General features: G+C 36.7%; 8 protein-coding genes. 3 read left to right on the forward strand and 5 right to left on the reverse strand.

Going from position 1 to position 16353, the window contains the following annotated elements; genetic code table 11:
* Positions 1-65 precede the first annotated feature (65 nt).
* Together ACFIMQ_RS00515 and ACFIMQ_RS00520 are read right to left on the reverse strand one after the other, a co-directional pair.
* Entirely contained in the window at positions 66-812 is a 747-nt protein-coding gene (locus ACFIMQ_RS00515) for a M48 family metallopeptidase (RefSeq protein ID WP_375615630.1), read from the reverse strand.
* 38 nt (positions 813-850) lie between these two features.
* Entirely contained in the window at positions 851-1630 is a 780-nt protein-coding gene (locus ACFIMQ_RS00520; RefSeq protein WP_375615631.1) for an alpha/beta hydrolase, read from the reverse strand.
* A gap of 196 nt (positions 1631-1826) precedes the next feature.
* On the opposite strand from ACFIMQ_RS00520, the gene infC reads away from it, so the two are divergent.
* Together infC and ACFIMQ_RS00530 are read left to right on the forward strand one after the other, a co-directional pair.
* Positions 1827-2345: a translation initiation factor IF-3 gene (infC, locus tag ACFIMQ_RS00525; RefSeq protein WP_026500140.1), complete on the forward strand. Its 519-nt coding sequence runs from the start codon at positions 1827-1829 to the stop codon at positions 2343-2345.
* A gap of 593 nt (positions 2346-2938) precedes the next feature.
* Entirely contained in the window at positions 2939-4705 is a 1767-nt protein-coding gene (locus tag ACFIMQ_RS00530; protein WP_375615632.1) for an ABC transporter ATP-binding protein, read from the forward strand.
* A 2055-nt stretch (positions 4706-6760) separates the two neighbouring features.
* On the opposite strand, the gene ACFIMQ_RS00535 is transcribed toward ACFIMQ_RS00530, so the two are convergent.
* Both ACFIMQ_RS00535 and ACFIMQ_RS00540 read right to left on the reverse strand, forming a co-directional pair.
* On the reverse strand, positions 6761-11413 hold the full coding sequence (locus ACFIMQ_RS00535; protein ID WP_375703174.1) for a translocation/assembly module TamB domain-containing protein: 4653 nt from the start codon (positions 11411-11413) through the stop codon (positions 6761-6763).
* The gene (locus ACFIMQ_RS00540) at positions 11413-13377 is read right to left on the reverse strand and encodes an autotransporter assembly complex family protein (protein WP_375615754.1); all 1965 of its coding nucleotides are present in this window, start codon (positions 13375-13377) and stop codon (positions 11413-11415) included. Before ACFIMQ_RS00540 ends, ACFIMQ_RS00535 begins: the two co-directional genes overlap by 1 nt.
* 418 nt (positions 13378-13795) lie before the next feature.
* Here ACFIMQ_RS00540 and ACFIMQ_RS00545 point away from each other — a divergent pair, with 418 nt between their 5' ends.
* Positions 13796-15328: a YifB family Mg chelatase-like AAA ATPase gene (locus tag ACFIMQ_RS00545; RefSeq protein ID WP_375615634.1), complete on the forward strand. Its 1533-nt coding sequence runs from the start codon at positions 13796-13798 to the stop codon at positions 15326-15328.
* Positions 15329-15339: 11 nt separating this feature from the next.
* On the opposite strand, the gene ACFIMQ_RS00550 is transcribed toward ACFIMQ_RS00545, so the two are convergent.
* The gene (locus ACFIMQ_RS00550; protein WP_375615635.1) at positions 15340-16254 is read right to left on the reverse strand and encodes a transporter substrate-binding domain-containing protein; all 915 of its coding nucleotides are present in this window, start codon (positions 16252-16254) and stop codon (positions 15340-15342) included.
* Positions 16255-16353 lie beyond the last annotated feature (99 nt).

Consider the following 16353-nt stretch of genomic DNA (forward strand, 5'->3'; position numbering starts at 1 on the left):
AGCACACATTCAACAAAACACTCAACAAAAAGTTCCGTTAAATGTTGTCTTCATTTGAAAGTTTTTTACGCCTCTAATTTATATGAATCAAAATTAATTGCTTGCAATCTATGAGCATTTTCCTTCAACCAAGCACGATACGTTTTACTATCAGGACATAGTTCTTCACAAAGAGCCCAAAATCTTGGTCCGTGATTCATTTCAACAAGATGAGCAACTTCGTGGGCAACAACATATTCAACAACTTCTTTGGGTGCCATAACAAGGCGCCAAGAAAAAGAAAGGCGCTTATCTATTGAACAAGACCCCCAACGACTTTTCGTATCTTTGTAACAAATTGATTTGACTTTACGCTCCACCTTATGAGCATAATGCGCCACCAAAGGTGTTATAATAAGTGCTGCTTGTTTTTTCAAAACGTCAGCAACGCGTCTTGGAAGATATTCTAATTGACCATAAACAATAATTTTAGGTCCTTGTTCTGCATCTGCTGTAATAATTTCTGTTATCCCACGTCCCTCTCTATGCTTTATGGTATGGGAAACACCTAATAAAGGAATCATCGCCCCCTCTTTTAGAGAAGTATTTTCAGGAGAGATTTGTACACGCGCAAGACGTGACTCTATCCAAGAACGATGTTTTTCAATAAAATTTTCAACAGCATAGAGATTTATCGTTGGTGGTGTTGTTACACAAATCTCCTGACTTCTGGCATCAATACGTAAGGTAAGACGGCGCGCGTGCTTATTTTCCTGCACCCGTACAGGTACAGAGCGATCAGAAAAAATAAAATGTTGTTCAGAAATGCTCATATATTCTTATCTTCATCATTAATAAATAAATGCACCCCTTATTTTGCATTAATCTGATTAATAAAAGATCTCAATACTGTTTCAAGGCAATCTAAATCTTGTGGACGAGAAAAGCGATGATCTGCATCACGAACAAGTGTCAATGTTACATCATGGAGAGGTAAATGATCAAGTAAAGTCAATGTATGCTGATAGGGTATCTCTTCATCTTCCATCCCTTGTAGAATATGAACTGGACACCCAACATCAATGCATCCTTTCATAACACAATTTTCGCGTCCATCTTCAATCAATGTTTTTGTAAAGGGCATTGGCTCTGTATCACCAACAGCAGGTCGTTCAATATAGCCTTTTTCTTCCAAAATTTTCCATTCTTCTGGGCCTAATTTTGGTTCTACCAATGTTTGTGTAAAATCAGGCGCTGGAGCAATCAATATCATGCCAGCAAGCTTCTTATTTTTTTGTGCTAGCATCATAGCAAGCTTTAGCGCAATCCACCCCCCCATAGAGGAACCAACCAAAATTTGCGGCCCCTCACAATAGGTTTCAAAAACCGCTAAGCTTTCCTCAACCCAACGCGAAATTGTTCCTTGAAAAAAATCACCTTCAGATTCTCCATGTCCAGAATAATCAAAACGTAAACAAGATAAATCATTCTGCTGAGCAAACTGATCAACTAATGTTGCCTTACTTCCCAACATATCGGATTGATAGCCAGGAAGCCAAACCAAACCTGGAGATTGGCGCCCCTTGCGATAGCGTACCGCAAGTGCGGTGTTCTCAAACGAAAAAAACTGGCAAGGAATATTTTGATCCATGATTCTTTATCCTCCATAAAACAATTTCTTTAAATTAAGAGAAAAACTTTTATAATCTAAATCATTCCAAAAAGTAATAAATCAAATAATGAAAATAACACGAATTATAGTTGTTTTTAGGTGCATAATTGTATATTAAATTAACTGTAGTTGAATCAAAATTTAAGGAGCATAAACCATTCGTAAACCGTTTAAAATGACACCTACCCAAAAAGACGGACCACGTTCAAATCAGGATATTCGGGTACCTCATGTTCAGCTTATCAATGATGAGGGACAACATCAGGGAGTCGTTGCGATACAAGAAGCTCTTGCTATGGCTGCAGATGCGGGACTTGATTTGGTTGAAATTGTACCAAATGCGGAGCCACCTGTATGTAAAATCATCGATTTGGGAAAATTAAAATATCAAACCCAAAAAAAAGCTGCTGAAACACGTAAGAAGCAAAAAGTCATCGAAATCAAAGAGATTAAGATGCGCCCAAATGTTGATGTCCATGATTATGGAGTCAAACTCAAGGCTGTTCATCGCTTTATTGATCATGGTGATAAAGTAAAGATTACTTTGCGTTTTCGTGGTCGTGAGATGGCTCACCAAGATCTTGGATTAAAGCTTCTTCAGCGTGTGAAAGAAGATACAAGTGAAATTGCCAAAATCGAATTGGAGCCAAAGCTTGAAGGCCGGCAAATGATGATGGTGATAGCACCTAAATAGTTTTGCATTGGAATAATATTCGCATGCAACTCATCAAAATGATGTGTATAGTATTATTTAGAAGCACCACATAGAATTTTTGTGGTGCTTTTAAGGTTTTATAAATGTGTATAAATCCTTTTAAGAGTTTAATAATGCTTTATCAATTTATAAGAAGAATTCGTTATTTTGCATATTAAATGAGAAAACTCAAACATCGTAAGGTCTTCTTATTTTAAGCTCTCTTATCATGCAATGCGGCAAAATTGTTTGCTTACACATCACAAATGGAGATGATACATAAAATTATTAAAAAAGCAGAAATGTTTTGTGAACCATTTCAAGTGCCAAAGGCTATCACAATATGGAAATTGGTAAATACAATAGTGAAACTCGCCGGTACCTTTTATTGAAAACTAAAAATAATGATGAACAACGAATTTTCGTTATACCTTTCACAGAAACTTTGCACTACATTCTTCACTCTCACCGTTGTGAAATTGATGTGATGAACCTTGAAAGAGAAAGCTATTTTTGTAAAAAAGATTAAGGGGCTTTTTAATTAAGAGTGTTTCAATCTTGCATAAAATAATGAGAGAATATAGAAGCTCTTCATGGCTAAAAAACAAATTTCCTCTTTTGACAAACATCTTATTATCCGCCTTTTGCGAGAAAATTTTCGTAAACATATGCGTTGGTACAGTGCGGCTATCTTCTCAATGATCATCATTTCTTGTACCACAGCAACCAGTGCATGGATTATGCGGGATGTTGTTAATCAGATTATTGATGCACAAAATTTTCCTATGATTGTTTTGATTTCTAGCTTCATTGCTTTTATTTTTATTCTCAAAGGAGTTGCAACTTTTGCCCAAACTTATTTTCTGAATAAAGCAGGCAATAGTATCATTGCTGAACAACAACGCAAAATTTTTGCACGACTTATGGAACAAGGAGTCTCTTTTTATCATAATAACACTTCATCTGATCTTCTTGTTCGTGTAACTCACAATGCTACAGCCGTACGTAATATCATGGATACTATTATCACAACTTTTGTACGTGATTTGCTTTCCGTTAGTGGTCTGTTGCTTGTCATGTTCATTCAAAACTTTGTGTTAATCTCCATTACTTTACTCGTAGGACCACTAGCTTTTTTAGGCGTTCGAATGGCTTTAAAACGAATTCGCAACCTTATGGAAAAAGAGCTCTTTTCACTTGGTGAAATTATCAAAATCGTACAGGAAACGGCTGTTGGCATTCGAGTTATTAAGGCCTTTTCACTAGAAGAAGTCATGAAAAAAAGAATGGATAAAGCCATTTGTGATGTTGAAAAACAAACAAATCATATTGCAACACTCGAAGCTATTACCAATCCGATTATGGAAACACTCACGGGTGTCGCCATTGCTGGTATTATCTGTTTTTCCGGTTACCTTGCAACTCAACGCGCAGGTGTTCAAGGTGAATTTATGTCTTTTATTGTTGCTTTACTTTTAGCTTATGAGCCTGCAAAAAGACTAGCAAATGTACGCGTTAAAATTGAATCTGGTTTGGTCAATATCCGTACGATGTTTGAAATACTTGATCGTCCCCTTACCGTTATAGAACATAAAGACGCTAAAGATCTGAATAAAACGCAAGGAGCTATTCGTTTCGAACATGTTTCTTTTGCCTACACTGATAACAAAATAGTATTAAAAGACATCAACCTAGAAATAGAAGCTGGCAAAATGACAGCCTTGGTGGGACCATCCGGTTCGGGAAAGTCAACCCTTATCAACCTTATTATGCGCCTCTATGACCCCACAAAAGGACGCATATTGATTAATGATCAAGACATTCGCTACACAACATTTCGCTCTCTGAGAAACCTGATGGCCTATGTAGGACAGGATACTTTTCTCTTTCAAGGAACTGTTAAATATAATATCGGGCTTGGAAAAGAAGGAGCTAGTGATGACGAAATTATCGAAGCAGCAAAAGCAGCAAATGCTCATGACTTTATTATGAGTTTGCCAAATGGTTATGATACACAGATAGGTGATAATGGCTGTACTCTTTCAGGGGGGCAAAAGCAACGACTTGCTATTGCTAGAGCAATGATTCACGATAGTGAAATTCTGATTCTTGATGAAGCAACGAGTGCGCTCGATTCACACACCGAAGCACAAATTAATGAAGCCATTCACCACCTTACTAAAGGACGCACAACGATCATTATTGCTCATCGCCTTTCAACGATTGCTCGTGCTCATAAAATTGTGGTCATACAAAATGGACAACTAATTGAACAAGGTACTCAGAAAGAATTGCTCGCAAAAGAACATGGATTTTATAAAAAACTTCATAATATTCAATTCAAAAAACACACGTCATAATTTCTAGATACTTACATAAAATTTGAAATAAGAAATTGATAGAAGATAACACTCCATTTGTAGAACAGAAATGTTACCAAAGAAAAGGATTCCCTCAATCAAGGATTGGCAAAGAAGTGATGCTGTATTAAGAATAAACTTCTTGCATTTAGATGAAAACTAGAAATTCTACCTCCTATTTTGTTGAATGCAATTAATTTTAACAATGAAACTTGAGAACAAAAATCCTCTCCTTTACTCAAACAAATGATGAAACATTCGTAAGTATTATGAATCCTCAAAGAGAGAAACATCAAATTTTGAAAAAATTGCCTGCAGATTATGATGATGAATTGAGATCACTTTTTTCGTGTTTAATCCTTGTACTGACAATGTTTTCCTCCACACACCTTAAAGGACAAAGATTCCTACTCAATTTGATTTGTAAATAATCCAGATTCTTATCGAGTTCGTTTCACTTGATAACGACGTATGCGATTCACTATACAAGGCTCAACAAACAAGCTCTACCTTAAATATTCACCACAGGCTTTCAAAACATTTGGTCAAAGAGGCTTCCATACCTTTTACCACACCCTCAAATGATGATCTTTTATGGCACAGCAGGATAAGCTAACAATTATAAATTGTGCTGCAAATTATAGATACACTCCATGTAAAAGAAAAATATTGAAAAAATAAGAGAGGATTTTATAAAACTTTTTTACTGTTGTAGCTTGCTTTAAAGCAAGCTTTGCTGTTTTTTCTACATCTAGAAACTAAAATGATATTCCTCCAATACCTTAACTGCTTGAAGAGTTTATAAATGCACAACGTTAATGCTTATATAAGGCTATGATTCAATATGCAAAAAAACAGATGAAAAGCAAAATGGCATTCCTCTTTCTTTTAACCGCTAAAATAGAAAAATACGACATATAACTCTGATAAATATTTTTACAAAAAATATCTGTCGACATACATCTTAACACTTATTTATAATCATAATTTATTATTTTACATCTCAAATAAAAAATACGATGTAATTTGCTTATTGCAAATCTTCTTTATATTGAGGATGAATCAATCCAAAGCACTTGTTGTACGCCATAAGAGACATTAGCGTGTTCATAAAAACTCTTAAGATCAGCAATAAAAATACCTCTATGCTTTCAAGTGCAAAGGTTATCGTCAACATGACAAGCTAAAAAATAGATAATAATGCCGGCTTATATCTTTAATAAATACTTATACCTTTATTAATAACGGTAGTATGGATTTTATACCATTCATAAGAGGTATTTTATACCATTTCACAAGCAATCTTATGAAATAGGCTCAAGCGCACACTGAGAAATGCTTCTTTAAAACAAGCACATAAACTCGCAACACAATAGTATTATATTTTGGAGTGTTCCGTTTGGGAGGCTATTCGTTATAGGAAAAGTGATCTTATTAAAGAACATAATCAACAAAAATGTGAAATAGTAAGTTTCATTACTTAAAAAATATTGTTTTAAATGCTTTTGGAAATAAAATTGGCACTCTATGAATTCTACATTATACACTTCAAAAAATAGCATGAAATGAAGTTGAAAACTCAAGTAAGGTATTTCTCTAAAATAAGTATACAATAGTAAATTATCCTCCCCTTCCCACACCTCAAAGGATAGAGATTCCAACCAGCCATCGGGCTGTCAACAGTCTAGCTTCTTTCTGCGTGTCCTACCTGCTGACCACTCACACGGTTTACTTTATAAGCGCGACAGATAAGCTCTGCCCTGAATACTAATCACGATATCTAGAAAACACTTAATATGTAAAGCTTTTTATGTCTTATATCACCGCTCTAAACAACGGTGTTTTACGGCATAATAGGATAATATACAGTCCTTCGTGAAGATTTTGTCTCTTTAGAAAAATGTCATAAACAAAAAAACAAATATTTCAGATAGTTCTCTTCACGCCTCAATAAAAACCCTCTTCTTTGAGAGGATTTCTAGCCTATGCTTCCTTCCTCAGACTTAGAAATGAGAGACAAAAAACGAAGAAATTGGTTTTTTGAAAATTTAATCTTTAATAGTCTTTTTCATAAAAGAGACCAATACTAGAATTTTGTTCACTTCCTATGGCTCCTTTAGCTTTGAGATGACGCGAAATATCCAAATTAATTGTCCCTTTCGTCGTTCCATCAGAACCTGCTTCAAAGCCTAAATAAATATTATTGTGTATGTAGCGTCCAATACGTAAACCTGTCTTACCCTTTTCATTAACCATAACATCAAGATCATCAAGCCCAATTTTAGTTCGTAAAGTATTCAACAAAGATGTATTAGAAGCACCCGCAAGATCAGCTGCTGCTGCCGCAAGTTGAGCAATCTGAAATGGTGATAGTTCATTAAGAGAGCGATTAAAAATCAAACGTGCTAAAATCTCATCCTGTGGCAAATTCGGTTGTGAAGAAAAATTAATATCAAGATTATCAATTGTCCCACTTACAGTTACAGTGACGCGAATATCACCACTGGTATTGTTGGTTACAAAATAAACCGTAGGATTAAGATTACCACTAAAACTCGCTTGTCCTTGATCAAAATTAAGACGTTGCGAAAGAATATCAAAACGTCCACGAATCATTCTAAATTCACCAACTGGATGTACATCATTCAATGGGCCCGCTAAATTAATGCGTCCTCCCAGTTCAGCATCTAACCCTTTTCCGCGTACAAAAAATTGATTGCGTGCTGTAACGCGCATATTTGATAGCACAACAGATGAAGATTCTTGCGTGACAACACGGCTTTTGGTCGCGTTCTTAACATCAGCACGCTCAAGTGTTGTTTGAATCGATTTGGTTAAATTCTTATTTCTGACATCAAGAAACTTAGCACTTTTAAAATGATCAGGAACCAGAATTTCAGCTTTTTCAACGATAATATCACCACCAATAACAAGATCACTCAAAAAATGACCTGTCATTGTCATCTTACCTGACAATGTTGCAAGAATCATAGAACCATCATTATAGTTGGCATTATCAAGATGAAAGATCAAATCTGCCTCTAGATCATTAGAGATACGACCTGAAGCAGAAATCCCCCCCCCATCAAACGAAGAAGCTGAAGCTTTCTCTATAAGAATATGATCGCCTTTTAATTTGCCTTCAAGTGTTACATTATTCAATCCTACATTGGTTTGTGAATCAAAAAAGCTCCCGTCGCCTATAGAAATATTTCCTATCAATTGTGGCTTTGATAACGCACCATTAAGAGCTGTATCAATTCTTGCTGTACCCGTTATATATGCACCACGCTTCGCTAGTAAGAGATTAATAAAATCAAGAGGCATTATCCCTTTAATGTTTAGTTTTGCCTCTAAACCATTGACAGAAACAGGACCATTGATGGAGAGATCTAACCCTTTATCTCCAGTAGCTACCATATTCTCGATATGAAATGTCGATTTTTTGTAAGAACCACGAGCATTTATATTGACTGACATCGGTCCTTTAGGCGTCATAGTGGTCAAACTTTGGCCAGAAAGCTCGAAATGAGCAGATGGACCCTTTATTGTTCCACCAATATCAACCGTGCCTATCACCGCCCCATCAAACGCTTGTCCTGTAATAAAACTATTCGCCAAGCGCGCAGATACATTTTGTAAATTAATATGAAGATCAAGCTTGGCTTGATCTAAAGATACACGTCCTTGTGCTTGTGCTTGCACTCCTTCTCCTATTAAATTTGCATTCAAAGTAAGGTTTTGATCTACGGTTTTTCCCGTAGCAGAGAGAGAAAAAGGCATAATTTTTTTATCTTGAAAAGCAACGGTTGTCAGTCCTTCACCTTTTATATCGTAAGTTATATCAGGTTTTTTTAAATGACCACGAATCATAACCTGTCCTGTTACACTCCCTGCTGCTCCGAGATCGGATTTCCACAGATTGACTAAAGTAGCAGGAAGTGCATTCATTGTAAGTTGCAAATTCAGAGTATCTTGAATATTCCCTGCAAGGATGATGTTGCCTCCATTTATTGCAATTCCTAATTCATTGATTGTCATTCCATCTTTATCAAAAGCAATTATGGATGGCTTCGGCAATGTTGCATGAAAAGTATGTTGTTTTAAGTCCACAGTTTCAATTTGCACTTCTCGTTTTATACTGTCTGCAATTTCCTCAATCATTAAACGACCAGAAAACCGTGCATTGAGAGTATCATGCAACATCGCCTGGACAGTAAAAACCGTTTGTCCATTATTCCTATCAGCGTGAGCATTTAAACGATTGACCATTACCAAAGGTGTTTGAATATGTTCTGCATTGATAAATCCTTCAAACTGAGTCATGCCAAAAGGATCGAATATGTCAGCATCTATTGCCAATTTTTTTATTTTATTCTTGGCAAAACTCAAATGGTTAACAGATGCCTTCACATTGGTTGTTTGTCTGCCATTTCGTTCATCAAAAATAAAATCTCCTTTTACTTTTCCACTACCATCCTGCAAAAATAACGCTGAAAGCACTGAAATATCATCGGCATCAATATGCAACGCTCCTTTCACAAAACCTCCAAGTTGTTGAGAAAGATCACCGGTTATTTTTGCATTTCCCCCTCTAATATCGATATCTCTAAGTTTTCTCATCTTCTGAGAATTTTGAAAAGAAGCAGATAAATACAAAGGCTTTTTAGCAAAAGTTCCTTCACCTTTTACAACTCCTGTTAAAGAAGTAATCGGTGCTGTATTATCCATAAGTGCCTCTATGTTAAGTGTTGTGTTTTGAAGTTTCTTCCCCACAAAGAGTGCTTCAGTCACATGAGCACGTGTATTGAGTTTTATATGGCTATTGCGCCCCCTCGCCGTACCTTGAATTGTAAGTGCACCACTTATCTTCGGATCTAATTGAGCTAGATCAAATACTTGAGCAGATAAGTCCATTTTAGCACTTTCATCTGAAAAATAACCATCAGCCTTTATGTTTGCATATTGATTTTTCAAATTTAAATGACGCAAAATAAAACCCTTCGTATTTCGAGCAGCTTCACCTGAAAGAGTGATATTATTTTTGAATAAACGATCAAAAGGCTGCACACCTATTTGCATATTGTTAGCCATTCCTGATAATTTGAGATCAAAAATGCCACTCAATAAACCGATAGTTCCTTTGGCTTTAATATCTGCACTACCAGAGAACGATTGCTTACTGAATACTTCCAAAGGAGCTAATGTTTGAGCTTTTAAACCAAGATCGCCTTTAAAAATAAAATGCTCCATCGTCCCTTTTAACCAAGAAGAAAAACCCTGAGACGTCATACTAAAATCATGAATCAAAATTGGTTTTCTAGAAACAATATCCGTATCTAGATGCACATGAACCACTTGGCTTAAATTTTCTACTAATGACCCCTTAATCTTTTTAATCCCTTGAAGCTTACCATTAATCTGAATACCAACATGACGAGAAGCTGCATTATCAAGATTTTCACTCACTCCCCCCATATCAAAAATCGCATCATGAATATAAATATTTTTATTGCTTAAATGACGTACAAGGAGCTGCCCATTCCAAGATTGTTGCCCTTCACGACCATAGTCAATGTTCAAAGAAATATTCTTCGCATGCTTATGTGCCTCTGATACTGGTAAATGAACAAATCCTTTTTCTTTCTCAAGAGCCATTTTTCCATCAACAAAAAGCCGCCGCAAAAATCCATCAGCTGTTATTTCAGCATTGGCTAAAACATTCATTTCCTTGCTCTGAATAACCATCTGATCAAGATGCATCACACCTTCTCTTGTCCTTCTTGCTTGTGCTTTCAACGTTACATCAGACTCAAAGATGTCACGATATTGAGAAGGCATTAAAGGGTTCAGTTTGCCCACTAGTTTCGTAGACAAACTATGTCCTTCTGCAATATTTGCAAAAATAATATTGCCCTCTAAAACAGAAGAATGATCAGCCTCCAACGAAAGTCTAACAACCAAATCATCAAAAGTACCTTCACCTTTAATGGCGAGATTTAATGCTGGGTGTTTTTCAATGTTGAAAACATTCGCTAAAATGCCATTTTGTGGCTCATTAGTAGAAATATCAATTTTGGCTGTACGATTGCTATCAGATATCTTCGTTAGAATAGAAAAAGAACCAGGTGCATCTAAACGATGTGTCTCTATATCAACATTAAAATCACCACTATCTAAAGTGACATTGCCTTCTAAAGACACATCAGCAGAAAAACCAAAAAGATTCTGTTCAAACGTTATATGTTGAGCTGTAAGCGTATTGATAGAAAGAGCAAGCGGCAATTTTGGGAGAGAAAACTTACCCATCTCAAGGGAAGAAACAAGAGAAGAATTGCCTTGCGGTTTGCGTAAAAACGTAACTTGTTCTGCCGAAAGTTGATTAATATCCAGCCGCCCTCTCAGCAACGCTAGACGATTCCAATCCATTTTAGCATTGGTAATTTTAAGCCAAACTCCTTTTTTATCACTGATAGTAATAGCATCAATGGACGTTTGAGAAGACAGAGTCCCTTGCATATTGTGTAAACGAACTTGACAATTAGGTGCTGAAAGCTTGCGTTCAATTAAAGAAACAAACCATGAGTGATCATCTGTTTTCATCTCGTTAGAGAAAAGATTTCCTCCTCTTTGCGCAAAAACAAAACTCCCCACCACAAAACACAAAAATCCAAAGAAGAAAACTGATAAACGTACACCTTTTTTCATTAAAATGCTTGTCCTATACCCACATAAAAACCAATGCGAGGATCGCCCTGCTCTCTCTTTAAAGGAAAGGCTAAATCAACGCGTAAAGGACCAAGACCCGTCATATAACGACCTCCTATACCAGCTCCCCATTTAATTTTTTGAGAAAAATCAAAATTCGCCTTTTTCCCTGCGAGACCTCCATCAAGAAAACTGACAAATCCTATCTTATCATTTAAAGAAACACGCAATTCTGCCGATCCCTCAATAAGTGACCTTCCACCAACAATAGCATCATTTTCTGTTTTGATACCAATATTACGATAAGCATAACCACGAATAGAGCCTCCACCACCAGCAAAAAAAAGCGTATCCGCAGGAACCTGTGCTGTCTCATTCCCAAGAATGGTCCCAAGCTTTGCCCGCGCAGCAAAAACAAAACGACCACCTTCATCTAACGCCCAATAAGAACGACCTTCTGCCGTTATTTTTGTCACAAAATTGCTAAAACGCATTTCATAAAAAGGCTCAATCAGAACTTCACCATACAAACCTTTTGTTGCATTGAGCTTATTATTACGACTATCGTAAATCAAACCACTAGGAAACCCAATTGTTGTAAAATTACGGTTCCCAAAATAGATATCACGTGAATAACTATTCGAAACTTCTACAGCAGCCTGTCCCGATAGATTACCATTGAAAATATGCGTAATACCTAATTTCCCTTTTATCGCTTTTGTCGTATAATTTTCTAGAATATCTTGCTGTATTTTTAATTCTGATCTGAAGTCCGTATTAGGAGTAAATACACCAGGCTTTATAAATGTGCCACCCAAAAGATAATCAAAATTTTTAAAATTATATGACTGCTTTTTATCTCTACCAACACCACTTATTTTCGTCTCAACTTTAAGGACTTCTGCATGACCAAAAAGATTGTTATGCATCCAATAAGCCTCAAAACCAGCACCATCTAATGTTGAGTAGCCGCCACCTATACCAAAACGACGCGGTTTGCGTTCTTGTACAACAAGCGTAAGTGGTAAACGTCCATCAGGATTAATTGTATCAGCCTCACGTATATTGATAGCACGAAAAATACCAAGGCGCGCAAGACGCTCACTAGCCTTGGTTAATGCATCAGAATCGTATTGCTGTCCTGGTTTCAATCCTGTCATCCATGCGATATAAGCTGAATCTACACGTGGTTTATTACTGATATTGCGCACACTTAAAGGACCATAATAAGCCTTTTGTCCAGGATCAACAATAATCCGTCCTTCTACACGCAACGCAGCATGGTCAGCCACAATCTCTCTCTTTATAACTTTAGCTTTAGGATAACCTTGTTGGCGCCATCCTTCTACCGCCCATTTTTCTGCTTTCAAAATAGTTTCAGATTTGGCAATAGCTCCAACTTTATAGTCCAATTCTTCAATTGTGGGTATTTTATGCTTTTGATGTTTTGCAAACGGAGCAACTTTATCAATATTTGCAATACTAAAAACATATTGTGGACCAGCATTAATCGTAATAACAATATTAGATTGTGCTGGAAGTTGAGTTACCGGACTTAAATCAGCAACTTCTAAACCATTAATTTTAATACTAATAACACCACCGTAGCGTCCATCAGCATAAAGAGCAGAAAGAATTACCCGATAATCTGAACGCGCTTTGGCTAACAAACCAGAAGAACTAGCAGATGATTTTTCTTTATCAGCAACAAGAGAAGAGACAGATTTAACTATTTTTACACCTTCTAATGGTGCCCCTGGCGGAGCAACAACATCAACTTTATAAAATCGCTCTGTACTTTTGACATTATTTGAAGGAGAATTTGTTTTCTTTTGACCAAAAAGAGAGAGACCCAAAAAATCAAACGCCGCAAGTGGCTGTGGAAAAGCAAAAGCAAAACACAAGCCCATAAATACACAGCGCACAGTTCCTGATTTTAATAAAATTCTTGTCTGGTATACCATAAAATCAGATACCTTTAATACACTTTGCATCTACTACGCTTTAAATAATATACAAATAAGAAAGGTAAATATAATTACTTTGCATATTTTACACGTTTTATCACATCAAAGAACGCTCTGCGATACATAACGTAACCCACCCCTTATATCTTCACAAAATTCTGCACTGTTGCGTAACACGAACAGCCTCATTCCTTTTTCCTAACACATTTATTTAGCTTATTATAAATGTTTATAACTGTTTTATTGCACAACATATTATCATGGTTAAATTTGTACAAATGACTTACCATGAAAACGCTACAAAAACCTGCGTATGTATATAGATTTCTCCATAAAAAAAACCATAGAAATGCTTCTTGATTTTTATGTATAGATATGATTGTCTTTCCTAAATCTAAAGGGGGGAAACAACTCAATGATCGCACATATTACAACTGTTGCTTTTCGCGGTCTAGAAGCCGTTCCTGTCGATGTACAGGTTATGATTTCATCCGGTAAAATAGGAATGGCTATTGTTGGATTAGCCGATAAGGCAGTAGCAGAAAGCCGAGAACGTGTACAAGCAGCCCTCCATGCTTGTGGACTTTCTATGCCTACCAAACGAATTACGATTAATCTTGCACCAGCTGATTTACCTAAAGAGGGATCACATTATGATTTGCCAATTGCCGTAGGCTTAATGATTGCTATGGGAATCCTCCCTCCTGAAGTAGCACAAGACTATGTTATTTTAGGAGAATTATCATTGGATGGTTCACTTACCGCTGTTAATGGTGTTTTACCAGCCGCCATGACAGCTTTATCACTCGATAAAGGACTGATTTGTCCCTTTCAATGTGGACCTGAGGCAGCATGGGCAAATGCAGAAATAAATATTCTTGCCCCAGAGACTCTGCTCACTATAGTTAATCATTTTAAAGGGACGCAAATTCAAAAACGTCCACAACCGCGCCAATATACTATTGAAACTGAACTTCCAGATCTTTGCGAAATAAAAGGACAGAAAACAGCCAAACGTGCCTTAGAAGTTTGTGCTGCTGGACGCCATAACCTCTTGTTTGTAGGTCCTCCTGGTGCTGGAAAATCCATGTTAGCTCAACGCTTACCTTCCATTTTACCACCTCTTGATAGCCGTGAGCTTTTAGATGTCTGTCTGATTGCTTCTATTACAGGAGAAACGGTTCATAATAGTATTTCACTTCATTGCCCCTTTCGTTCCCCACATCATTCCGCTTCCATGGCCGCAATGATTGGTGGAGGACTTAAAGGACGACCGGGAGAGATCTCTCTTGCCCATAATGGTGTGTTATTTCTTGATGAATTGCCTGAATTTTCTCCGCAAGTTCTTGATTCTCTTCGTCAACCTTTAGAAAGTGGGGAATCGGTTATCGCTAGGGCTAATCATCATATCAGCTATCCTGCTCGCTTCCAACTCATTGCCGCAATGAATCCTTGCCGTTGTGGTATGGCAGGCGAAAAAGGCCATGTTTGCTCTAAAGGAATACGCTGTCAAATCGATTATCAGTCCCGTATTTCTGGTCCTCTGCTCGACCGAATTGATTTACGGATTGATGTCCCTGCTTTGACGGCTATGGACCTTATGCAACCAGAACAATCAGAAAAAAGCTGCGATGTTGCCAAACGCGTCGCACGGTGCCGTACCATTCAGTCTAAGCGTTTTAGAAAATTGGGATTTGATCATATTCGTACCAATGGCGATTGCCCTGCCAAAATTATAGAACAAATTGCCATTCCTGATAAAAGTGCAGCCATACTCTTACGCGATGTAAGTGAAAAAATGCACCTTTCCGCACGTGCTTATCATCGTATTCTCAAAGTTGCACGCACAATTGCTGATCTTGACGGATCAGATAATCTTGCACGCCAGCATCTCGCAGAAGCTATTTCCTATCGACTAGGTACAGAAAGATTAACAACCCTTAATTAAAAAACTATTCATCAATAAAAACTTATTGGAAAATAACGCAAATAAAGTTCTGTAAGTTTACCATCCTCTTCTAGAGATTTCAGCGCATAATTGAGTATATCAACCAATTTTTCATTCTTTTTTGTAACAGCAAGCTGCATTCCTTGCCCCAATAACTGTGGCGCCATATATGCCCCCCCAACAAAATGACAGCAATTCGCAGTTTTTGAATCGTTTAGCCATAAAGATAAAGCAAATCCATCATCAAAAATAAGATCAATTTTACGCTCCTGTAACGCTTTATAGAGCTCCGTCCTGTCTTTAAATTCTTGTCCTTTGGCTTCAGGAAAATAGTGATGAAAGAGATTTTCGTGAACACTTTTAGATAAAACACCACTGGTTAAATGTACCAATTGATCGCTTATTGGTTCGTCGAGATTTAAACGTCGAGTAGCAACAAATCGCGCTGGAAAACGCAAATATGGCTTTGTAAAAATAAGATCTTGCTGGGTTTTATTTGTTTTTTTTAAACCTGCAATAATGACTTCTGCACTACCATTTTTAACATGCTCTACAAGCTCTTTCCAAGGAACAACTTCTACTTCACAAAACTTCTCTAATTCTAATTTTGAGCAAATAGCACGCAATAAATCGATATTATAACCTGCAAGATGGCCCGTTTGATCAAGAAAATTAAAAGGAGGAAAATCAAAAGTTGTTACAAAACGCAAACGAACAATATCCGTTGTATCAGGTTGTATCAAATATTCATGCGAATCAAAAAAAGAAGGCAAGTTTCCAGTTATTTCAGCTTCTGCATAAGAGAAAAATAGAAAGCCCCCTGCTACAAATAAAATACGAATAAAAATATTGTATAAATTATTGAGTAAAAAGTACCGTAAACGCAATTGAAGTTGTTTTACACATATAGGTTTTCTTATTTTCAAAATCTCTCCCCCATTTTAAAGCTAAGATGTAACTCTTCTTAGCTATTATCTAATGCACTTCACCAAAATATCTGGCGCTTAATCAATAAAATTCTTGCA

The organism is Bartonella sp. AD13SXNS (genome assembly GCF_042196465.1).
Lineage (GTDB): Bacteria > Pseudomonadota > Alphaproteobacteria > Rhizobiales > Rhizobiaceae > Bartonella.

Excerpts from the sequence above, each read along its gene's own strand:
- ACFIMQ_RS00515 (WP_375615630.1), bottom strand. The coding sequence starts at position 812 with ATGAGCATTTCTGAACAACATTTTATTTTTTCTGATCGCTCTGTACCT.
- infC (WP_026500140.1), top strand. The coding sequence starts at position 1,827 with ATGACACCTACCCAAAAAGACGGACCACGTTCAAATCAGGATATTCGG.
- ACFIMQ_RS00535 (WP_375703174.1), bottom strand. The coding sequence starts at position 11,413 with ATGAAAAAAGGTGTACGTTTATCAGTTTTCTTCTTTGGATTTTTGTGT.
- ACFIMQ_RS00530 (WP_375615632.1), top strand. The coding sequence starts at position 2,939 with ATGGCTAAAAAACAAATTTCCTCTTTTGACAAACATCTTATTATCCGC.
- ACFIMQ_RS00540 (WP_375615754.1), bottom strand. The coding sequence starts at position 13,377 with ATGGTATACCAGACAAGAATTTTATTAAAATCAGGAACTGTGCGCTGT.
- ACFIMQ_RS00520 (WP_375615631.1), bottom strand. The coding sequence starts at position 1,630 with ATGGATCAAAATATTCCTTGCCAGTTTTTTTCGTTTGAGAACACCGCA.
- ACFIMQ_RS00545 (WP_375615634.1), top strand. The coding sequence starts at position 13,796 with ATGATCGCACATATTACAACTGTTGCTTTTCGCGGTCTAGAAGCCGTT.